The sequence below is a fragment of the Bacillus sp. G16 genome, from assembly GCF_021282335.1.
GTDB classification, from domain to species: domain Bacteria; phylum Bacillota; class Bacilli; order Bacillales; family Bacillaceae; genus Bacillus; species Bacillus inaquosorum.
On the sequence record NZ_JAJSOZ010000007.1, the window covers coordinates 68,924 to 89,775 of the forward strand.

21 protein-coding genes are annotated in these 20,852 nt (G+C 45.6%); 17 read left to right on the top strand and 4 right to left on the bottom strand.

Annotated features, from left to right (window positions below):
- Nucleotides 1-224: 224 nt before the first annotated feature.
- The 12 genes from LWH95_RS10755 to LWH95_RS10810 all read left to right on the top strand — a co-directional run bounded on the left by LWH95_RS10755 (nt 225) and on the right by LWH95_RS10810 (nt 14,442).
- Nucleotides 225-647, top strand: coding sequence for a DUF1641 domain-containing protein (locus LWH95_RS10755; protein ID WP_003239166.1), 423 nt, complete (start codon nt 225-227; stop codon nt 645-647).
- Between the two features lie 39 nt (nt 648-686).
- Nucleotides 687-1,865, top strand: coding sequence for an NAD(P)/FAD-dependent oxidoreductase (locus LWH95_RS10760; protein ID WP_064813311.1), 1,179 nt, complete (start codon nt 687-689; stop codon nt 1,863-1,865).
- Nucleotides 1,866-2,063: 198 nt separating this feature from the next.
- Nucleotides 2,064-3,485, top strand: coding sequence for a glucuronate isomerase (gene uxaC / locus LWH95_RS10765; protein ID WP_232919540.1), 1,422 nt, complete (start codon nt 2,064-2,066; stop codon nt 3,483-3,485).
- Between the two features lie 82 nt (nt 3,486-3,567).
- Complete coding sequence (locus LWH95_RS10770) at nt 3,568-4,947, top strand: MFS transporter (RefSeq protein WP_003239163.1); 1,380 nt, start codon at nt 3,568-3,570, stop codon at nt 4,945-4,947.
- A 104-nt stretch (nt 4,948-5,051) separates the two neighbouring features.
- Nucleotides 5,052-6,065, top strand: a complete 1,014-nt coding sequence (gene allD / locus LWH95_RS10775; RefSeq protein WP_232919542.1) for an ureidoglycolate dehydrogenase — start codon at nt 5,052-5,054, stop codon at nt 6,063-6,065.
- Nucleotides 6,066-6,070: 5 nt separating this feature from the next.
- Complete coding sequence (locus tag LWH95_RS10780) at nt 6,071-7,090, top strand: zinc-binding alcohol dehydrogenase family protein (RefSeq protein ID WP_232919543.1); 1,020 nt, start codon at nt 6,071-6,073, stop codon at nt 7,088-7,090.
- 24 nt (nt 7,091-7,114) lie between these two features.
- Nucleotides 7,115-8,194, top strand: coding sequence for a mannonate dehydratase (uxuA, locus tag LWH95_RS10785; RefSeq protein ID WP_232919545.1), 1,080 nt, complete (start codon nt 7,115-7,117; stop codon nt 8,192-8,194).
- Complete coding sequence (locus LWH95_RS10790; RefSeq protein WP_232919546.1) at nt 8,191-9,027, top strand: SDR family oxidoreductase; 837 nt, start codon at nt 8,191-8,193, stop codon at nt 9,025-9,027. Before uxuA ends, LWH95_RS10790 begins: the two co-directional genes overlap by 4 nt.
- 47 nt (nt 9,028-9,074) lie before the next feature.
- Complete coding sequence (locus LWH95_RS10795) at nt 9,075-10,343, top strand: MFS transporter (protein ID WP_232919547.1); 1,269 nt, start codon at nt 9,075-9,077, stop codon at nt 10,341-10,343.
- 87 nt (nt 10,344-10,430) lie between these two features.
- On the top strand, nt 10,431-11,432 hold the full coding sequence (locus LWH95_RS10800) for a LacI family DNA-binding transcriptional regulator (protein ID WP_084995166.1): 1,002 nt from the start codon (nt 10,431-10,433) through the stop codon (nt 11,430-11,432).
- A 77-nt stretch (nt 11,433-11,509) separates the two neighbouring features.
- Nucleotides 11,510-12,952, top strand: coding sequence for a tagaturonate reductase (locus LWH95_RS10805; RefSeq protein WP_232919548.1), 1,443 nt, complete (start codon nt 11,510-11,512; stop codon nt 12,950-12,952).
- Nucleotides 12,949-14,442, top strand: a complete 1,494-nt coding sequence (locus tag LWH95_RS10810) for a UxaA family hydrolase (RefSeq protein ID WP_232919551.1) — start codon at nt 12,949-12,951, stop codon at nt 14,440-14,442. The genes LWH95_RS10805 and LWH95_RS10810 overlap by 4 nt, the downstream gene beginning before the upstream one ends.
- 37 nt (nt 14,443-14,479) lie before the next feature.
- Here LWH95_RS10810 and LWH95_RS10815 read toward each other — a convergent pair whose 3' ends face one another.
- Nucleotides 14,480-15,244 (bottom strand): sulfite exporter TauE/SafE family protein, encoded by a 765-nt coding sequence (locus LWH95_RS10815; RefSeq protein WP_003239147.1) that lies wholly within the window; start codon nt 15,242-15,244, stop codon nt 14,480-14,482.
- A gap of 224 nt (nt 15,245-15,468) precedes the next feature.
- Nucleotides 15,469-15,933: a DinB family protein gene (locus tag LWH95_RS10820; protein WP_133487806.1), complete on the bottom strand. Its 465-nt coding sequence runs from the start codon at nt 15,931-15,933 to the stop codon at nt 15,469-15,471.
- Nucleotides 15,934-16,168: 235 nt separating this feature from the next.
- Here LWH95_RS10820 and rapA point away from each other — a divergent pair, with 235 nt between their 5' ends.
- Nucleotides 16,169-17,305 (top strand): response regulator aspartate phosphatase RapA, encoded by a 1,137-nt coding sequence (rapA, locus tag LWH95_RS10825; protein ID WP_080010777.1) that lies wholly within the window; start codon nt 16,169-16,171, stop codon nt 17,303-17,305.
- A complete protein-coding gene (gene phrA, locus LWH95_RS10830) occupies nt 17,295-17,429 on the top strand; it encodes a phosphatase RapA inhibitor PhrA (RefSeq protein WP_019258130.1) in 135 nt (44 codons plus the stop codon). Before rapA ends, phrA begins: the two co-directional genes overlap by 11 nt.
- Nucleotides 17,430-17,458: 29 nt before the next feature.
- Here phrA and LWH95_RS10835 read toward each other — a convergent pair whose 3' ends face one another.
- Nucleotides 17,459-17,713 (bottom strand): YciI family protein, encoded by a 255-nt coding sequence (locus LWH95_RS10835; protein ID WP_148981500.1) that lies wholly within the window; start codon nt 17,711-17,713, stop codon nt 17,459-17,461.
- 122 nt (nt 17,714-17,835) lie between these two features.
- Between LWH95_RS10835 and LWH95_RS10840 the strand changes: the two genes are divergently transcribed.
- Nucleotides 17,836-18,789, top strand: a complete 954-nt coding sequence (locus tag LWH95_RS10840; RefSeq protein ID WP_232919555.1) for an N-acetylmuramoyl-L-alanine amidase — start codon at nt 17,836-17,838, stop codon at nt 18,787-18,789.
- Between the two features lie 37 nt (nt 18,790-18,826).
- On the opposite strand, the gene LWH95_RS10845 is transcribed toward LWH95_RS10840, so the two are convergent.
- The gene (locus tag LWH95_RS10845) at nt 18,827-19,204 is read right to left on the bottom strand and encodes a PH domain-containing protein (protein WP_003239140.1); all 378 of its coding nucleotides are present in this window, start codon (nt 19,202-19,204) and stop codon (nt 18,827-18,829) included.
- A 105-nt stretch (nt 19,205-19,309) separates the two neighbouring features.
- On the opposite strand from LWH95_RS10845, the gene LWH95_RS10850 reads away from it, so the two are divergent.
- Both LWH95_RS10850 and LWH95_RS10855 read left to right on the top strand, forming a co-directional pair.
- The gene (locus LWH95_RS10850; RefSeq protein ID WP_003239139.1) at nt 19,310-19,912 is read left to right on the top strand and encodes a poly-gamma-glutamate hydrolase family protein; all 603 of its coding nucleotides are present in this window, start codon (nt 19,310-19,312) and stop codon (nt 19,910-19,912) included.
- Between the two features lie 73 nt (nt 19,913-19,985).
- Nucleotides 19,986-20,822, top strand: coding sequence for a manganese catalase family protein (locus LWH95_RS10855; RefSeq protein ID WP_232919557.1), 837 nt, complete (start codon nt 19,986-19,988; stop codon nt 20,820-20,822).
- Nucleotides 20,823-20,852 lie beyond the last annotated feature (30 nt).

Genomic DNA, 20,852 nt, shown 5'->3' on the forward strand with positions numbered 1-20,852 from the left:
CAGAGAGAGTAAAGGATTTTTGACTTATTCAATTGTTTATTTTTGAGATAAAAATAATACTGAATATGGCAAGATGAAAAACTGGGTAGTAAACATTTATTTTTGTAAATGATTGTGCATGAATTCACAATCCTTATTCTTATGCCTTCAAGCATGAGACCAGGGAGAGGCACTACCCTTTCCAAAAAAATCAGCAAACTGCTTATAGTAAAGGAGAATTGGATATGCCAGAAACAATCGATCAAACAAATGCGTCTGTCAGCCAAAGCCAGCAAGATCTTATTGATCAGCTGTTAAAGCCAGAAGTTCAAGAATCACTGACCGTTTTAGTTGACCAGCTTCCAAAGCTGACTGAGTTAGTGAATATTTTAACGAAGTCTTATGATTTCGCTCAATCTGTAGCAACTGACGAAGTGTTAAAAAGCGACACAGTCGGTGCGATCACTGAAATTCTTGAGCCTGTAAAAGAAACAGCGAAAGAAGTAGCTGCGACTGCAATCGAAGCGAAAGACCGCGCGGATGCAAGCAACGAAACAATTGGTCTTTTCGGCCTGTTGCGTATGCTGAAAGATCCTCAAGCTCAAAAGCTGTTCCGTTTTGCTAACAGCTACCTTGAAGTCATGAACGAACGCGAAAACCAAAAATAATCTCAGATTCAAATTGATATAAAGGACGGAGGATATACGATGTCAAAACATATTGTCATTCTAGGCGCTGGTTATGGCGGAGTTCTTTCTGCTCTAACAGTTCGCAAACATTACACAAAAGAACAAGCACGCGTGACAGTGGTAAACAAATACCCAACTCACCAAATCATTACGGAATTACACCGTCTTGCAGCAGGCAACGTGTCTGAAAAAGCGGTTGCAATGCCACTAGAAAAACTTTTCAAAGGCAAAGACATTGATCTTAAAATCGCGGAAGTAAGCTCTTTCTCTGTTGATAAAAAAGAAGTTGCGCTTGCTGACGGTTCTACATTATCTTACGATGCGCTTGTTGTAGGTCTTGGTTCTGTAACGGCTTACTTCGGCATCCCAGGTCTTGAAGAAAACAGCATGGTATTGAAATCTGCTGCTGATGCAAACAAAGTCTTCCAACATGTTGAAGATCGTGTGCGCGAGTACTCTAAAACGAAAAACGAAGCAGATGCAACAATCCTTATCGGCGGAGGCGGCTTAACAGGTGTTGAGCTTGTCGGTGAGCTTGCTGACATCATGCCGAACCTTGCGAAAAAATACGGCGTAGACCATAAAGAAATCAAATTGAAACTGGTTGAAGCAGGTCCGAAAATCCTTCCTGTTCTTCCGGATGATCTTATCGAACGTGCGACTGCAAGCCTTGAAAAACGCGGCGTTGAGTTCTTAACAGGTCTTCCTGTTACAAATGTAGAAGGAAACGTAATTGATCTGAAAGACGGATCAAAAGTTGTTGCCAACACATTTGTTTGGACTGGCGGCGTTCAAGGTAACCCATTAGTCGGTGAATCAGGTCTTGAAGTGAACCGCGGACGTGCGACAGTAAATGACTTCCTGCAATCTACATCTCATGAAGATGTATTCGTTGCCGGTGACAGCGCAGTTTACTTCGCTCCAGACGGCCGTCCATATCCGCCAACTGCACAAATCGCATGGCAAATGGGTGAGCTGATCGGTTACAACCTATTCGCTTATTTAGAAGGCAAAACGCTTGAAACATTCAAGCCAGTAAACTCTGGTACACTTGCAAGTCTTGGACGCAAAGACGCAGTTGCCATTATTGGTGCAAATTCTACACCGCTTAAAGGTCTTCCTGCTTCCTTGATGAAAGAAGCAAGTAACGTACGCTACTTAACACACATCAAAGGACTTTTCAGCTTAGCTTACTAATCCTTTTTTGGACTCGGACATTGCCAAAAGCGTTCCTTTCGGGATGCTTTCCGGCAATGTCTTTTTTTCGTTTGTTTGCTAACGTTAACATTTCATTTTCAAAAAAGAGATTGATCCCAGAGGAATATAAAGGTAAAATAAAACCAAATCAAAATGTTAACGTTAACATTTTGAAATAGAATGAAAGACGGTGAGGACATGGAACCCTTTATGGGCGAAAATTTTTTGTTGAAAAATGAAACCGCTGTCAGCCTCTATCACAATTATGCGAAAGGCATGCCGATTATTGATTACCACTGCCACTTAAGTCCGAAAGAAATCTATGAAAATAAGACATTTCAAAACATCACGGAAGCCTGGCTGTATGGAGACCATTACAAATGGCGCATCATGAGAGCCAATGGGATTGTAGAGACATACATTACAGGCGATGGGACTGATGAAGAGAAATTTATGGCTTGGGCGAAAACCGTGCCGATGGCGATCGGCAATCCGCTCTACAATTGGACTCACTTAGAACTGCAGCGTTTTTTTGGAATTTATGAGATTTTGAATGAGCAATCCGCGCCGGCTATATGGGAACGGGCGAATGAACTGCTTCAAGGAGATGGCTTCGGCGCAAGGGATTTGATCGTGAAATCAAATGTAAAGGTCGTTTGCACAACTGATGACCCTGTCGATTCTCTTGAATACCATCTATTATTAAAAGAAGAGAAAGATTTTCCTGTCAGCGTGCTGCCTGGATTTCGGCCGGATAAGGGACTTGAGATCAATCGTGAAGGTTTTCCTCATTGGGTGCAGGCACTTGAAGATGCAGCAGCCATTTCGATCACAACTTATGACGAGTTTCTAAAGGCGTTAGAAAAACGGGTGCGATTCTTCCACTCAGTCGGCGGCAGAGTGTCTGATCATGCGATAGATTCAATGGTATTTGCCGAAACGACAAAAGAGGAAGCGGGACGGATTTTTTCTGACAGATTACAAGGAACAGGTGTTTCTTATGAAGATGAGAAGAAATTTAAGACGTATACGCTTCAGTTTCTTTGCGGTTTGTATGCGGAGCTCGATTGGGCGATGCAGTTTCATATCAACGCTTTAAGAAACACGAATACAAAAATGATGAAGAGGCTCGGACCTGATACAGGCTATGATTCTATGAATGATGAAGAAATTGCCAAGCCTTTATACAAGCTGCTGAACTCAGTTGAGTTGAAGAACCATCTGCCGAAAACGATTTTATATTCACTTAATCCAAACGATAACTATGTCATCGCCAGCATGATCAACAGTTTTCAGGACGGTGTTACCCCGGGAAAAATACAATTCGGCACAGCCTGGTGGTTTAACGATACAAAAGACGGGATGCTGGATCAAATGAAAGCGTTGTCAAATGTCGGGCTTTTCAGCCGCTTTATCGGTATGCTCACCGATTCCAGAAGCTTTCTATCCTATACGCGCCACGAATATTTCAGGCGTATCGTCTGCAATTTGATCGGGGAATGGGTGGAAAACGGCGAAGTGCCGTATGATATGGAGCTTTTGGGAAACATTGTTCAGGGAATTTGCTATGACAATGCGAAACACTACTTTCAATTTCAAGAAGAGAAAGCAAACGTGTAACCAAATGTCCGCTCAGCATCACAATCATGTGTCATCCTGAGCGGACCACTACCCGAAAATTCTTAAGACACAGAGGTGGAAGATGCGAACTGAACTGGCAAATAAGGTTGTGTCGATCGAAACGGAGAAAAGGCTTTCATTGAAAGAGAAAATTTCCTATGGTTTTGGTGATTTTGGCAACGGTTTTATGTTTGATCTCGGCCAGATTTATTTATTGAAGTATTTTACTGATGTAGCGGGAATCCCGGCTGCGATGGCCGGCGGCATTTTTTTAGTCAGCAAGCTGTTTGCGGCGATAACAGATCCGATTGTCGGCTCATCAATTGATTATCGCAAAAATATCGGCAAACGGGGGAAATTCAGGCCTTATCTATTAATCGGCAGCATCGTGCTTGCGGTGCTTACTGTTCTTATTTTTCTGTCTCCTAATGTATCAACGACCGGAAAACTGATTTATGCATATGCATCCTACATGATTTGGGGCATCGGTTATTCATTTGTGAATATTCCGTACGGCTCATTAGGGGCAGCGATGACACAAAATTCTGAGGATCGGACCTCCATTTCGACTTTCCGCCAAATCGGATCACTTGGAGCCTTGTTTATCACAAGTGTTGCCGTGATGCCGCTGCTCGTCAAATTTGATAATCCGAAGGTCGGCTACCCGGTGGTCATGGGCTTGTTCGCCGCACTCGGTGTGCTTTGGTTTTATATTTGCTACCGCAACTGCAAAGAGCGCATTGTCATATCAGAAGCGCCAAAAGAAAAATTAACACTCTCTTCTGTCGTCAAAACATTTATCACGAATAAACCGCTGTTAACCCTTGTCCTGATGACGATTTTTTCAATTTCCGCATACAACATTAAATCCGCCATGCTAGTCTATTTCGCACAATATAATCTGGGCAATGTTGAATTAATGGCTTATATGAACTTTATTATTATCGGTTCTTCCTTTTTGGGCGTCGTATTCCTGCCAAAGCTCGTCAAGATGTTTGGAAAGAAACGAACGGCAATGATCGGCTTCGGCATCAGTGTAGCCGCCGATCTGATCAACTTTATGCTGCCATCAAACGTTTATGTGTTTACGATTCTTGCCAGCATCGCCTTTATCGGAATCAGTATCCCAAATGGCATCACGTGGGCGCTTGTTTCCGATATTATTGACTATGGCGAATGGAAATCCGGTGAACGGAAAGAAGCAACGACATATTCACTTTTTAATTTCTCCAGAAAGCTTGCTCAGTCATTGTCCGGTTTTCTCTCGGGCATCGGTTTGGGGCTTATCGGCTATGTGCCGAATGCAGTCCAGACAGCAAAGGCGCTGATCGGCATCAAAGCGCTTCTGCTTCTGTATCCGGCCATTGCTTTGGCATTAGCGATGATCATTATCGGCTTTCTTTATAAGCTCACAGACCAGCAGCATGCACAGATCGTTCAGGATCTTCATCAAAAGGGCTGACAGTATAATATAAAGAATATTTAAAATAATTTGTAAATAATATGTATATGTAAGGGTTTTCTCTAGGAGGTGCCCAAAGAACTAGAAAGGAAGGAGGCACTTGATTGAAAACGGTAACGATACCGGCTGAAGAAGCAAAGGAACTCGTCCGGCAAAAGCTGACCGGTGCCGGTTTGAATGAACGAGACGCTGAAAAAGTAGCAGATGTCCTCGTGCACGCTGATTTACGCAGCGTACATTCACATGGCGTGCTGCGAACAGAGCACTATGTGAACAGGCTAAGGGCGGGAGGGATCAATCCCGTAGCACATCCTGTTTTTAAAGAGACGGGGCCTGTGACCGGGGTGCTCGATGGTGATGACGGTTTCGGCCACGTGATTTGTGATATGGCAATGGACCGTGCAATTGCCATGGCGAAGAAAAACGGAGTCGGCATGGTGACGGCCGTAAACAGCAGCCATTGCGGAGCGCTAAGCTATTTTGTGCAAAAAGCGGCTGACGAAAAGCTGATCGGAATGGCAATGACGCATACGGACAGTATTGTTGTTCCATTTGGGGGGAGGTCTCCTTTTTTAGGGACAAATCCGATTGCTTACGGTGTCCCGGCTAAGTATAAAAAACCGTTTATCCTGGATATGGCGACTTCCAAAGTGGCTTTTGGGAAGGTTCTGCAGGCCCGTGAAGAGGGCAAAGACATTCCTGAAGGATGGGGAGTCGATGAAAACGGAGAAGCAGTAACTGATCCTGACAAGGTCGTTTCACTTTCAACATTCGGCGGCCCGAAAGGCTACGGACTCTCAATTGTCGTTGATGTGTTTTCCGGGTTGCTGGCGGGCGCGGCTTTTGGGCCTCATATCGCCAAAATGTACAGCGGCCTTGATCAAAAAAGAAAGCTGGGGCATTACGTTTGCGCAATCAATCCGTCCTTTTTTACCGACCGGGATACGTTTTTAGAGCAGATGGATGCCATGCTCGATGAACTGCAGCAGTCACCGCCGGCCGTTGGAGTCGAGAGAGTGTATGTGCCCGGCGAGATCGAGCAGCTGCATGAAGAAAGAAATAAGATACACGGAATATCAATCGCTCGGAGCGTGTATGAATTCTTAAAAAGCAGGTGAGAAAAATGAAAGCGGTTCAAGTGCGAAAAGCGAATGATCTGGTGACAGCGGAGATGAAGAAGCCGGTTCTTTCAAAGGATGATGAAGTGCTCGTAAAAGTCAAGCGAGTCGGGATTTGCGGTTCAGACATGCACATTTATCATGGCACGAATCCGCTCGCCACCCTCCCGAGAGTCATCGGACACGAGGTAACGGGACAAGTCGAGGAAGTTGGTGCGAATGTGCAGAGCCTAAAAGCCGGTGACCACGTTGTGATTGAGCCGATTTCTTATTGCGGAACATGTTACGCCTGCCGCAAAGGGCGCCCGAATGTTTGCGCCAAGCTTTCTGTGTTTGGCGTACATGAGGACGGCGGCATGCGGGAATATATTGTGCTTCCGGAAAGGCAGCTTCACGCGGTCTCAAAGGACTTGCCTTGGGAGGAGGCAGTCATGGCCGAGCCTTACACGATAGGCGCACAGGCAGTGTGGAGAGGCCAGGTGGAAAAAGGAGATACCGTTCTGATCCAGGGAGCGGGGCCCATCGGGATCTGTGTGTTAAAAATGGCAAAGCTGGCGGGCGCTGCCGTCATGATGACTGACTTGAACAACGAGCGGCTGGCATTTGCGAAAGAAAACGGTGCCGACGCTGTCGTGAATGCCCAAGCAGAAAATGTTGCCGAGCGGGTCCGGGAATGGACTGGGAATGAAGGAGCCAATGTGGTCATTGATGCTGTTTGCCTGCCGGCGACTTTTGAGCTTTCAGTTGAGACCGTTTCTCCGGCGGGACATGTGGTTGTGCTTGGATTTGACGAAAGAGCGGCACAGATTTCTCAGCTGCCGATTACAAAAAAAGAAGTCACGATAACCGGATCGAGATTGCAGACCAATCAGTTTCCAAAAGTGGTAGAGCTTTTGAATAAAGGACGGTTAGCGCATAACGGGCTGGTGACCCATACATTTTCAATAGATGACGTCCATCACGCATTTCAGTTTATCAAGGAGCATCCAGATCAAGTACGGAAAGCTGTCATCACGTTTGATTAATCGACTGAATCCGGAGGTGTAAACATGAATATAACATTCCGATGGTATGGCCGAGGCAACGATACAGTCACACTTGGACACGTGAAGCAAATTCCCGGAGTCAAAGGCATCGTCTGGGCTCTCCATCAAAAACCTGTCGGCGACGTGTGGGAAAAAGAAGAAATCAGAGCTGAGACCGAATATATTCAATCCTATGGTTTTCATGCTGAAGTGGTAGAAAGCGTGAATGTTCATGAAGCGATTAAACTCGGAAACGAAGAACGCGGCCGGTATATTGAAAACTACAAACAAACGATCCGCAACCTTGCTGAATACGGCGTGAAAGTCATCTGCTACAATTTTATGCCAGTTTTTGACTGGACACGCACGGATATGTTCCGTCCTCTGGAAGATGGGTCAACCGCTCTGTTTTTTGAAAAGGCCAAGGTGGAAAGCCTTGAGCCCCAAGAGCTGATTCGGACGGTGGAGCAAGCATCTGACATGACACTGCCGGGATGGGAGCCCGAAAAATTAGCTCGGATCAAAGAGCTGTTTGCAGCCTACAGAACGGTTGATGAAGAACAGCTATGGGACAATCTATCATTCTTTTTGCAGGAAATTCTTCCGGTTGCAGAACGTCACGGTGTTCAAATGGCCATTCATCCGGATGACCCGCCATGGCCGATCTTCGGACTGCCGCGCATTATCACAGGGGAGGCAAGCTATAAGAAGCTGCGGGCGATATCAGATTCACCGTCTAATTGCATCACCCTTTGTACAGGTTCAATGGGAGCCAATCCCGCTAACGACATGGTGGAGATCGCTAAGACGTATGCCGGTATTGCTCCATTTTCACATATTCGGAATGTGAAAATTTTTGAGAATGGCGATTTTATTGAAACATCTCATCTGACGAAAGACGGTTCGATCAACATTCAAGGCGTGATGGAAGAGCTGCATAAGCAGGATTACAAAGGATATGTCAGACCGGATCACGGGCGCCATCTTTGGGGCGAGAAATGCCGACCGGGTTATGGCTTATACGATCGGGCCCTTGGCATCATGTATTTGAACGGACTGTGGGACGCATATGAAGCAATGGCAAAAAAAGAGGTGGAAGTATGATTTCGGTGCATGAGAACTTGGCTGGTAAAACGGCTGTCATCACTGGCGGCAGCGGGGTGCTTTGCTCTGCAATGGCCCGGGAGCTTGCCCGTCATGGCATGAAGGTGGCGATATTGAATCGGACGGCTGAAAAAGGCCAAGCTGTCGTGAAGGAGATTAAGGAGGCTGGGGGCACAGCATGCTCTGTTTCTGCGGATGTGCTGGACAGGGGGGCACTGGTGCAGGCAAAGGACGACATCCTCGGCCGGTTCGGTTCTGTCGATCTGTTAATTAACGGAGCTGGCGGCAATCATCCTGACGCGATAACCGATGTGGAGACATATGAAGAAGCGGGAGAAGGCCAATCCTTTTTTGATATGGATGAGGGAGGCTTTTCAACTGTATTCTCCACCAACTTCACCGGTGCGTTTCTGGCCTCTCAAGTATTTGGAAAAGAGCTGCTGAAGGCCGATTCTCCGGCGATTATCAATCTTTCATCCATGAGTGCTTATTCACCCATGACGAAGGTTCCGGCATACAGTGCCGCCAAAGCATCGATCAATAATTTTACGATGTGGATGGCCGTTCATTTTGCCGAAACCGGACTGCGGGTGAATGCGATTGCCCCAGGCTTTTTTCTGACAAAACAAAATCATGATCTGCTGATTAACCAAGACGGAACCTTAACCGGCCGTTCTAACAAAATCATTGCGGGAACACCAATGAAGCGCTTTGGAAAACCGGAGGACTTGCTCGGCACGCTTCTTTGGCTGGCGGATGAATCCTATTCCGGTTTTGTCACCGGGATCACCGTTCCTGTCGATGGAGGATTTATGGCTTATTCAGGTGTGTAACGAAAGCAGCGCAACAGAAACTGAACCAACATAGGGGTGAGGTTGAGATGTTCTCAAAAGATAAGCTTCCCGTTATCCTTTTTTTGTTCCTGGCAGGGGTGATTAATTACCTGGATCGCTCGGCGCTTTCCATTGCAGCTCCTTTTATTCAGGATGATCTCACATTGTCTGCCACGCAAATGGGCTTGATTTTCAGCAGTTTTTCGATTGGTTATGCCATTTTTAACTTCCTTGGGGGCGTGGCATCTGACCGCTACGGGGCAAAGCTGACCTTGTTTGTCGCCATGGTCGTTTGGTCGCTGTTCAGCGGAGCAGTCGCCCTTGCCTTTGGTTTTGTCAGCCTGCTGATTATACGCATCCTCTTCGGAATGGGAGAAGGCCCGCTTTCGGCGACCATCAACAAGATGGTGAATAACTGGTTCCCGCCGGCTCAGCGGGCGTCCGTTATCGGTGTGACCAACAGCGGAACGCCGCTCGGGGGAGCCATTTCCGGCCCGATTGTCGGCATGATCGCAGTCGCGTTCAGCTGGAAGGTATCCTTCGTTCTCATTATGATCATTGGATTAATATGGGCAGTGCTCTGGTTCAAGTTTGTCAAAGAAAAGCCGCCAGCGGCGATGGGTGATGCACCGGCAATCAAAGCAGAAACGTCTCCTGGGGAAAAAATTCCGCTCACCTTTTACCTGAAGCAAAAAACCGTCCTGTTCACGGCGTTTGCTTTTTTCGCTTACAACTACATTCTCTTCTTCTTTTTGACGTGGTTTCCGAGCTACCTTGTCGAAGAGCGGGGATTAAGTGTTGAATCAATGAGCGTCATTACGGTCATTCCATGGATTTTAGGCTTTATCGGCCTGGCAGCGGGAGGATTTGTTTCTGACTATGTGTACAAAAAAACAGCTCGAAAAGGTGTGCTGTTCTCGCGCAAGGTAGTGCTTGTCACGTGTTTGTTTTCATCGGCGGTCCTGATTGGTTTTGCAGGGCTTGTGGCTACTACTGCAGGCGCTGTCACACTTGTCGCTTTGTCAGTGTTCTTTCTCTATTTGACAGGCGCTATCTATTGGGCTGTCATTCAAGATGTGGTTGATCAAAACAATGTCGGTTCTGTAGGCGGCTTCATGCATTTCCTCGCCAACACGGCAGGAATTATCGGCCCGGCTTTAACCGGTTTTATTGTTGACCGGACGGGCACGTTTTCTGGAGCATTTTTGCTTGCCGGAGGGTTAGCTGTCTTCGCTTCACTTGCTGTTATTCGTTTTGTCCGTCCGATCATCTGCAAACCAGCAGGAACAGAAGCGGAGGATTCTGTGTCTTATTAATCTGGAAATATAGTGGGAGAGGCGGTATGTTTGATGATACAATATACAGTAAATAATCGCAGACGGCATGATAAGGAAGGGAAATAGATGGTAACCATAAAAGATATCGCAAAACTTGCAAACGTATCCCACACAACCGTTTCCAGAGCACTCAACAACAGCCCTTACATCAAAGAACATACGAAGAAAAAAATACTGGAGCTCGCAGCACAGCTCAACTATACACCGAATGTAAATGCGAAAAGCCTGGCGATGCAAAAGTCACATACGATCGGGCTTTTCTTTACAAGCATCACAAACGGAACCTCACACAGCTTCTTTGCTGACACAATCAAAGGCGTAAATCAAGCCATAAGCGAGGATTACAATCTCTATGTGCGCGGCATCGATGATCTGAAAAACTATGACTCTGTTACGCCGATGAGATATGACGGCATCATTTTAATGAGCCAAAGTGACATTGATAATTCTTTTATTTATCATATTCGGGAAAAAAACATCCCGCTCGTCGTGTTGAATCGCGATATTGATGACCGGAGCATCACGAATATTTTGTCCAATGACAAGGAAGGCTCTCAGGAAGCCGTAGAATACTTCATTAAGAACGGACATCAAGACATCGCCATCATCGAGGGGATCGAAGGCTTTAAGTCCTCGCAGCAGCGAAAGGAAGGCTACCTAGCCGCATTGATTCATCATCATATTCCGATCAAACATGATTACTGTGTCAAAGGGCAATACGATATGGAAAGCGGCTTTCAAGCGATGGAGCGGCTGCTGGCGCTGCCGAACCCTCCAACCGCTGTCTTTTGCTCGAATGATGACATGGCAATCGGAGCGATGAATGCGATATTCGCAAAGGGCCTGCGCGTCCCTGATGATATTTCAGTGATCGGATTTGATGATATTGGGTTTTCGCAATATATCACGCCAAGGCTTTCAACAGTGAAGCGCCCAGTGGAGAAAATCAGCGTGCTTGGCGCGCAAAAACTATTGTCGTTGATCAGTGAGCCGGAAACAAAAGCGGAAAAAATCTTGGAAAATACAGTGTTTATGGTGCGTGATTCAGTTAGACAATTGACGCCGTGATGCCCCGTCTTTCAGCGGGCATTCTTTATACAGAAAAATGTTAACGTGTGCATAAATAAAAAAGGGAGGCAATGAAGGTGCAGAAGCTGAATAAAAACCTATGCGATCACTATACTGAGTATCCGGAAAAAATACTCCAATTCGGAGAAGGAAACTTTCTTCGAGGGTTTGTCGATTGGCAGATTGATCAACTGAATCAACACACTGATTTTAATGGGAGCGTCGCAGTTGTACAGCCGAGAGGGTCAGAAAAAATCAAAAGGTTAAATCAGCAAGATGGGTTATACACGCTTTTTTTACAGGGAATGAAGGACGGAGAAGCGGTAAACGAGCATATGATTATCAATTCAATCAGCCGGGGAATTGATTTGTTTTCTGATTATGAAGCTTACAAAGAATTGGCTTCAAGTGAAGAGCTGAGGTTTATCATTTCCAACACCACTGAGGCCGGTATCGTATGTGATGAAAAAGACCGTTTAGAGGATAGGCCGCAAAAAACATTCCCTGGGAAATTAACTGCCTTTCTCTACTATCGCTATCAGGCTTTCAAAGGAGATCAGACAAAAGGGTGTGTTTTGATCCCATGTGAGTTGATTGAGAATAACGGCGAAAAGCTGAAGGAAACGATTCTTCATTATGCAGATCTATGGAAGCTGGAAGAAGGGTTTACACAGTGGATTCATGAGGCCAACACGTTTTGTAATAGTTTAGTAGACCGCATTGTCCCGGGTTTTCCTGTAGACAGCATTGATGAGATTACTGCCGATCTGGGCTATCAAGATGAACTAATTGTAGTGGGAGAGCAATATTATTTATGGGTTATCGAGGGACCGGATTGGATTGGAGAGGAACTGCCCTTTGCGGCTGCCGGGCTCCATACAAAAATCGTCAGCGACCTCACCCCATACCGGACAAAAAAAGTGAGAATTTTAAATGGCGCTCATACGGCAATGACGCCAGTAGCTTTATTATACGGCTTGAAAACAGTGCGGGATGCTGTCGAGCACCCGGAAGTGGGGCGGTTTATTAGAGAGTTGATCAGTGATGACATTCTGCCTGTTTTAAAAATGGAAGGGCTTTCTCAATATGCTGACGATGTGCTGAACCGTTTCAAAAACCCGTATATTAAGCATTACCTGGAAAGCATTGCATTGAACTCTATTTCCAAATTCAAAACGAGAAACCTGCCGACTATTCAGGAATATGCTGAACAGAAGGGACAGCTTCCTGAACGCTTAGTGTTTTCGTTCAGCGCTCTGCTGTATTTTTATGACGGAAACAAGAAATTGCAGGATGATCCGGCTGTTCTTCAATTTTTTAAAGAGGTGTGGAATCAGGAGAGTGGAGACATGTTTCGTATCGCCTCAAGAGTGTTAAGCGAACAGCGGCTATGGGGGACAGATCTCAACGAGATACCGAAGCTGACTGATAGAGTCGCTGATTATTTGGATCATATTCATGAGCTGGGCATGCAGCTGGCTTTTGAACAATGCTGTACTCAAGGGGGAGAAGTACGATGAAGTCATTTATAAAGATTCATATACAAGATAATGTTCTTCTTGCGCTGCGGGATATCCAGAAGGGAGAGCGGCTGAATGCGGACGGGGTGTCTATTGAAGTGAAGGATGATATAAAAAGAGGCCACAAGATTGCGCTGCAGCCTATCAAAGAAAACGATAGCATCATCAAATACGGGTTTCCAATCGGGCATGCGTCACAAGATATATCGATCGGAGAGCATATTCATGTCCATAATACGAAAACAAATCTGTCTGATATCCAAGCATACAGCTATACTCCGAGATTTGATGAGAATCCGTATTCAAATGAGAACCGGACGTTTAAAGGATTTAGAAGAGAGAACGGAAATGCCGGTGTACGAAATGAGTTGTGGATTGTGCCAACTGTCGGCTGCGTCAATGGAATAGCTGAAAAAATGCTCCAGCGTTTTGTCAGAGAAACGGGGGATATCGCTCCATTTGATAACGTGCTCGTGTTAAAACACCAATACGGATGCTCGCAGCTTGGCGACGATCACGAAAATACGAAGCAAATCCTGCTGAATGCCATTCGCCATCCAAATGCCGGCGGCGTCTTGGTGTTAGGGCTTGGCTGTGAAAACAACGAGCTAGCAGGAATGAAGGAAGCACTGCAAGATGTGAACCTGAATCGGGTGAAGTTTCTCGAATCCCAGTCGGTGACCGACGAAATGGAGGCGGGCGTTGCTTTGCTGAAGGAGATTCATGAAGCGGCCAAAGGGGATAGGCGAGAAGACATTCCGCTGTCCGAACTGAAGATCGGGCTGAAATGCGGAGGTTCAGACGGTTTTTCCGGCATAACGGCAAACCCGCTGCTTGGCCGTTTTTCAGATTATATCATTGCACAGGGAGGGAGCACGGTGCTGACGGAAGTCCCGGAAATGTTCGGTGCGGAAACCATCCTGATGCAGCGGGCTGCCAATGAAGAAGTGTTTCATAAGATTGTCCATTTAATCAATGATTTCAAACAATATTTTATCAAACATGATCAGCCCGTGTACGAAAATCCTTCGCCGGGCAACAAAGCAGGCGGCATTTCAACACTTGAGGATAAATCGCTGGGCTGCACGCAAAAAGCAGGGATTTCTCCTGTCGCAGATGTCTTGAAATACGGCGAAGTACTCAAAACAAACGGACTGACGCTTTTGAGCGCGCCGGGCAATGACTTGATCGCTTCCTCCGCATTGGCGGCTGCCGGCTGTCAAATTGTCCTGTTTACAACGGGGAGAGGCACGCCGTTCGGCACCTTCGTCCCGACAGTGAAGGTAGCCACAAACACCCAGCTGTACGAGGCGAAGCCGCATTGGATTGATTTTAACGCAGGTCTTTTAGCAGAGGATAATGTTCATGAGGAATATGTGCTGCGAGAGTTTATTCACTATATGATTGAGGTGGCAAGCGGTCAACTTGTGAATCATGAAAAAAATGATTTCAGAGAACTCGCCATTTTTAAATCAGGTGTGACGTTATAATGAAGAAGGCTATCCTCCGAGGGGATAGCCTTCTTCATTAAATCAATTTTAAGCCGCTGATCAAAATGATGGACGCCATAATAAATTGCAGCGGGCGCGGGGAGAATCGAGGCGAGAGATGGCTCCCGATCAGCACGCCGGGAATCGAACCGATCAGCAGATTAGCTGCCAGCATGTAATCCACGCTTCCGAAGCTTGCGTTCAAAATGCCTGCTGCCGTAACGAGAAGAAAAGCATGAGCGATATCTGTTCCGACAATCTGTGACGCTTTCATGTTAAATAAGTAGATCATGGCGATTGCAAATAGTGAGCCGGAACCGATTGATGTTAATCCGACAATAAATCCAAACACAACACCAATGAGAATCGTCAGCGCCCGCTTGTTTTCAAGCGGCATCAGCTGCCAGCGGTTTGGGCGAAGTTTTCGATCCAAAAACAAACGAACGATGATTGAAATGGCAACTAGCGTTAACACATAGCCAAGAGCGTGCTTTATAATTTCTTCCTGATGCTGATGAAAGGCGGGGAACAAATGCAGTATGCCAATGGCTAGCGAAGCACTCGGAATACTGCCGATGGCTAAGTATTTTACCAATTTAAAGTTAATCGTTTTCTGCCGCCAATGGGAGGCAACGCCAAACAGCTTTGTGATCGAGTTATATACAAGATCCGTCCCGACCGCGATGGAAGGATTAATTCCAAGCACAATTAAAAGAGGAGTTAATAAGGCGGCTCCGCCCACTCCCGTCAATCCGACTAAGGCTCCGACAAACAAACCCATCAATATGATGCTTACACTCATGATAAAGGCCTCCTGAAAACCCGACTATTTTTATCAGATTATATATGATTAGGTCGTGTTAATCAATTAAATTTTTTGAATTTTTGTACGTTAGCTGCTTGAAATTTTGGTTTGCTCAATATCTTTATTCATTTGCCCTATAATGAGTGTCTGGACGAGATCCGGAAGTGAGCCGGAGGCACAAAAAAAGATACCCTAAACAGGTATCTTTTTTCTCGTTTCCTTTACATGCGCTGCTGATAGAAAGGAAGCTCCGTATGGCCCATTTCCCGCACATAAACGAACAGGTTGCCTTTATGGTGAATTTCATGCTCCATTGCAAGCTGAAGCAGTGCGCTGCCTGTGATTTTTCTGCCAAAAGTTGCTGTCAGATCAATTTCTCTGTCCAGCTGCTCTTCTGTCAGCTGTTCAAGGATTGCGACCGTTTTTTCTGTATATGTTTTTGCCAGAACATTGAGATCTGTTTCTGTTTCTTCCTGCTTGTTTTGAAATGGTGAGGCATTGCCTTCTTTAATGACATTTGCAAATAAGTGGAAAGACGTAAGGATGTGTTTGACCAGCTCTTCCGCTGACATTGACGTTTCAGCCGGTTTGTAGCCGTAATGGTCTTTGCTGATTTTTTCAGCAAGCTCATTGGTCACGTTTCGATGGGATAAAAAATGGCTAACAATTTGATTGGATTGACTCAATATGATCTCCTCCATATATAAAAATAAATGGTGCAATGAAATCCTATATCAACGGTTATCAATTCACAAGTAATATGCTGTGTGATGCAACAAAATGCTGTGTAATGCAGTTCTGAAATTTTCATTTTGTTGCGGTTAGCCGAAATTCGACAATTGCGGTCTTTTTGCGTTCTTCTTTTTCTTGTAAATATGATAAAATATGACATATCTCGGGTAACTCAAAAGGGGGGATTAATTGAGGATGAAGCAAACGATTCCGTCCTCTTATGTCGGGCTTAAAATTAATGAATGGTATACCCATATCCGGCAGTTCCACGTCGGTGAGGCCGAACGGGTCAAGCTCGAAGTAGAAAGAGAAATCGAGGATATGGAAGAAGACCAAGACTTGCTGCTGTATTATTCTTTAATGGAGTTCAGGCATCGTGTCATGCTGGATTACATTAAGCCTTTTGGAGAGGACACTTCGCAGCTAGAGTTTTCAGAATTATTAGAAGACATCGAGGGGAATCAGTACAAGCTGACAGGGCTTCTCGATTATTACTTTAATTTTTTTCGAGGAATGTATGAATTTAAGCAGAAAATGTTTGTCAGCGCCATGATGTATTATAAACGGGCAGAAAAGAATCTTGCCCTCGTCTCGGATGATATTGAGAAGGCCGAGTTTGCTTTTAAAATGGCCGAGATTTTTTACAATTTAAAACAAACCTATGTTTCGATGAGCTACGCCGTTCAGGCATTAGAAACGTACCAAATGTATGAAACGTACACCGTCCGCAGAATCCAATGTGAATTCGTTATTGCAGGAAATTATGATGATATGCAGTATCCAGAAAGAGCATTGCCCCACTTAGAACTGGCTTTAGATCTTGCAAAGAAAGAAGGCAATCCCCGCCTGATCAGTTCTGCCCTGTACAATCTCGGAAACTGTTATGAGAAAATGGGTGAGCTGCAAAAGGCAGCCGAATACTTTGAGAAATCCGTTTCTATTTGCAAGTCGGAAAAGTTCGATAATCTTCCGCATTCTATCTACTCTTTAACACAGGTTCTGTATAAACAAAAAAATGATGCCGAAGCGCAAAAAAAGTATCGTGAAGGATTGGAAATCGCCCGTCAATACAGTGATGAATTATTTGTGGAGCTTTTTCAATTTTTACATGCGTTATACGGAAAAAACATTGACACAGAATCAGTCTCACACACCTTTCAATTTCTAGAAGAACATATGCTGTATCCTTATATTGAAGAGCTGGCGCATGATGCTGCCCAATTCTATATAGAAAACGGACAGCCCGAAAAGGCACTTTCATTTTATGAGAAAATGGTGCACGCACAAAAACAAATCCAGAGAGGAGATTGTTTATATGAAATCTAAATGGATGTCAGGTTTGTTGCTCGTTGCGGTCGGGTTTAGCTTTACTCAGGTGATGGTCCATGCAGGAGAAACAGCAGACACAGAAGGTAAAACATTTCATATTGCGGCCCGAAATCAAACATAAAGAGAAAAAAAGACCCTCCGGGGTCTTTTTTATTTCAGCTTCCATTCTTTTATGGTCAGCTCAGATGATCCGCTTGTCACCAGAGGATCTGCATGTCCGATTTCCGCCGCCTCTTCCAGCGAATCTGCTACGATGACGTAGGCTCCGCCTGTGGCATCGCTGAATGGTCCGAACATTTTTAAGCGCTTTTCTGCCTGTAGACGGTCCAAAAATTCATAGTGTCCGGCTACATGCTCCTGATTGAAATGATCTGTTCTCGTTGTCAGCATTAAATATGTATTCATGACCTACCCCTCCTATTGAACTTCAGTTTAACACAATTATCCATATAGCGGTGACGGATGATATGAGCTTTTCGTCCTACGAATGCCACCTATTGGTGAAAAAGAAAAAGGAGAGATGATAGGTGAGCGTTCAAGTGAAGAAAAATTTGGTTTCTGAAGCGAAATACGCGCTGAAGTGCCCTAATGCGATGTCCGCTGAATACATTACCATTCACAACACGGCAAACGATGCGTCAGCGGCTAATGAAATCAGCTATATGATTGGGAATACCAGCTCGACAAGCTTTCATTTTGCAGTGGATGATAAGGAGGTGATTCAAGGTCTGCCGCTTAACCGAAACGCCTGGCATACCGGTGACGGCACAAACGGTACAGGAAACCGCAAATCAATCGGCGTTGAGATTTGCTACAGCAAATCGGGAGGTCCAAAGTACGAGGCGGCCGAAGCCTTGGCGATTTCATTTGTCGCGCAGCTTTTGAAAGAGCGCGGCTGGGGAATCGATCGGGTGAGAAAGCATCAGGACTGGAGCGGAAAGTACTGCCCGCACCGCATTTTATCAGAGGGACGCTGGGATCAAGTGAAGGCGGCAATTGAAAAGGAATTAAACGGAGGCGTATCAGCGAAAAAGGCTTCAGTCTCTTCTTCGGCAACTGAATACCATGTGAAAAAAGGCGACACACTGTCGGGTATTGCCGCATCACACGGTGTCAGTGTGAAAACGCTGCAAAGCATAAATCATATCACTGACCCGAATCACATCAAAGCCGGGCAGGTGATAAAACTGCCTCAGACGGCATCTGCTTCTAAAAGCCATGCCGCGTCTTCCTATCCGCTCCCATCCGGAGTGATCAAAGTGACAAGCCCGCTGACGAAAGGGACAAATGTAAAGCAGGTGCAGACCGCTTTAGCTGCCCTTTATTTTTATCCTGATAAAGGAGCGAAAAATCACGGCATTGATGGCGTTTATGGCCCGAAAACAGCAAATGCCGTGAAACGTTTTCAGTCTGTCAGCGGAATAACGGCAGATGGGATTTACGGTCCAAAAACGAAAGTGAAAATAGAGGAAAAGCTGTAATCAATAAAACGGAAGCTGCCCAGCTTCCGTTTTCATCTTACATACAAACTGCAGCAAGCACCTTTTGAATATCATAAATGCTTTCATCTTTTTTAAACTGCTTTGAGACAGCGGGAAGTTCCGCGCCGGAAATCCAAATTTTCAGCTCTGAATCAAGGTCAAAGCGGCCGGCGGTTTCCACACTGAATCTGGAAATGCTTTTGTACGGAATCGATTGAAATTCCGTTTTCTTGCCTGTGATGCCCTGCTTATCTACAAGAATAAGCCGCTTCTCAGTAAAGACAATTAAATCGCGAACCAGCTTAAACGCGGCATCAACATTCTCACCCTCCAGTAAAATATGAGCCACCTCTTCTTTCGCCGCAGCCGTTGACAGTGTTGACGCATTGCCAAGTAATCCATCAATAAATCCCATAATATACCTCCTGATACGTATTCTATCAAATCATACTATAAAAAGGTTTTCATTCATAGATGAGTAGAGTAAACTGGTGCTGACTGGTAAAGGAGAGCGTTCAAAATGAAAGATATGTATGACAGCTTTGCAGCCCTTTCTGCTTCTGAATCAGAGTACCGGATTATTTATGAGGAAAAAAACGGAAGTGAACATATCGTCCTCGGTCCTCACGGCGGCAGAATTGAACCTGGCGTCAGTGAGCTGGTGCGGGCATTTTCCGAACAATGTTCCATTTATTTGTTTGAAGGTGTAAAGAAGCGAAACAACCGTTCCTTGCACCTGACAAGCACTCGTTTTGACGAGCCGCTGGCTTTAGAAAAAGTGAACGCCCACCATTATGCATTAGCATTTCATGGGTATCATGATCCAAAAACACCGCATACATTGGTCGGAGGCGCGGATCGTAAAAAAGCCAAGCTCATTTGTGAGCGGCTGATTGAAGCGGGCTTCAGTGCCGAGCTCACGAGTGAGAAAGACCGGCTGGCAGGTGTGCATCCGAAAAATATTGTCAATCGGACGAAAAGGGAAATGGGACTGCAATTGGAAGTAAGTACGGCACAGCGAAAAGCATTGTTCCGCAATTTTGGCTGCCGTGATGAAAGTTACACACAAAACGATTTGTTTTGTCGATATGTGGAAGCTGTTAAGCTTGGTTTTTATGATTGAATGAAACGGACCTGCACGAGCGGCCTATTCCTTCATACGCTGGGGTTGTGCGATAGTGCAGGGAGGAATGAATATGTTTTATCATATTAAAGAGCTTCAATATCAGGCAAAGCCAGCTCATCCCGATCCGGTTTATGCGAAAAAACTTCAAGAGGTGCTGGGCGGCCAATTTGGCGAGATCAGTGTCATGATGCAATATTTGTTTCAGGGGTTTAACTGCAGGGCGGACGCCAAGTATAAAGATTTGTTATGTGATGTGGGAACGGAAGAGATCGGGCACGTGGAAATGCTGGCTACGATGATTTCCAGGCTTCTGGATAATGCACCCGCTGATGTACAGGAGGATGCTTATAAAAGCAATCCCGCTATTGCAGCAGTAATGTCAGGGATGAATCCTCAGCACGCTATTGTGTCCGGCTTGGGTGCGATGGCATCAGATAGTGAGGGCTATCCGTGGAATGCCAAATACATCATATCGAGCGGAAATCTGTTGGCTGATTTTCGCGCAAACTTAAATGCGGAAGCCCAAGGGCGCCTTCAGGTGACACGGCTTTATGCCATGACCGATGATCCCGAGGTAAGAGATATGCTGTCATTTTTGATTACAAGGGATACTTATCATCAAAATATGTGGTATGCAGCCATTAAAGAGCTGGAAGAAAGAGAACGCGATATTGTCGTTCCAACGACGTTTCCGCGTGAGCTCGAAAAGCGGGAAGTGGCCTATGACCTGTTTAACTTTTCCAGAGGGGATGAGAGCTCACAAGGAAGATGGGCTCATGGCGAAGCCTTTGACGGCCGGGGCGAGTTCAGGTATATCCCGACTCCGATTGCGTTCGCATCTGCGCCTCATCTTAAACCGGCGCCAATGTGGCTGCAGAATACCATGCCTCCGATGTCGAAATATTAATATCTATGCCGGGCTGAGGGCAAATGTCCC

Bases quoted from the DNA above. Each gene is read 5' to 3' on its own strand.
- LWH95_RS10760 (WP_064813311.1), top strand. From the start codon at position 687: ATGTCAAAACATATTGTCATTCTAGGCGCTGGTTATGGCGGAGTTCTT.
- LWH95_RS10835 (WP_148981500.1), bottom strand. From the start codon at position 17,713: ATGAATACATATTTAATGCTGACAACGAGAACAGATCATTTCAATCAG.
- LWH95_RS10800 (WP_084995166.1), top strand. From the start codon at position 10,431: ATGGTAACCATAAAAGATATCGCAAAACTTGCAAACGTATCCCACACA.
- LWH95_RS10795 (WP_232919547.1), top strand. From the start codon at position 9,075: ATGTTCTCAAAAGATAAGCTTCCCGTTATCCTTTTTTTGTTCCTGGCA.
- LWH95_RS10770 (WP_003239163.1), top strand. From the start codon at position 3,568: ATGCGAACTGAACTGGCAAATAAGGTTGTGTCGATCGAAACGGAGAAA.
- LWH95_RS10755 (WP_003239166.1), top strand. From the start codon at position 225: ATGCCAGAAACAATCGATCAAACAAATGCGTCTGTCAGCCAAAGCCAG.
- phrA (WP_019258130.1), top strand. From the start codon at position 17,295: ATGAAATCTAAATGGATGTCAGGTTTGTTGCTCGTTGCGGTCGGGTTT.
- uxuA (WP_232919545.1), top strand. From the start codon at position 7,115: ATGAATATAACATTCCGATGGTATGGCCGAGGCAACGATACAGTCACA.
- LWH95_RS10850 (WP_003239139.1), top strand. From the start codon at position 19,310: ATGAAAGATATGTATGACAGCTTTGCAGCCCTTTCTGCTTCTGAATCA.
- LWH95_RS10855 (WP_232919557.1), top strand. From the start codon at position 19,986: ATGTTTTATCATATTAAAGAGCTTCAATATCAGGCAAAGCCAGCTCAT.
- LWH95_RS10780 (WP_232919543.1), top strand. From the start codon at position 6,071: ATGAAAGCGGTTCAAGTGCGAAAAGCGAATGATCTGGTGACAGCGGAG.
- LWH95_RS10790 (WP_232919546.1), top strand. From the start codon at position 8,191: ATGATTTCGGTGCATGAGAACTTGGCTGGTAAAACGGCTGTCATCACT.
- LWH95_RS10815 (WP_003239147.1), bottom strand. From the start codon at position 15,244: ATGAGTGTAAGCATCATATTGATGGGTTTGTTTGTCGGAGCCTTAGTC.
- LWH95_RS10845 (WP_003239140.1), bottom strand. From the start codon at position 19,204: ATGGGATTTATTGATGGATTACTTGGCAATGCGTCAACACTGTCAACG.
- uxaC (WP_232919540.1), top strand. From the start codon at position 2,064: ATGGAACCCTTTATGGGCGAAAATTTTTTGTTGAAAAATGAAACCGCT.
- LWH95_RS10810 (WP_232919551.1), top strand. From the start codon at position 12,949: ATGAAGTCATTTATAAAGATTCATATACAAGATAATGTTCTTCTTGCG.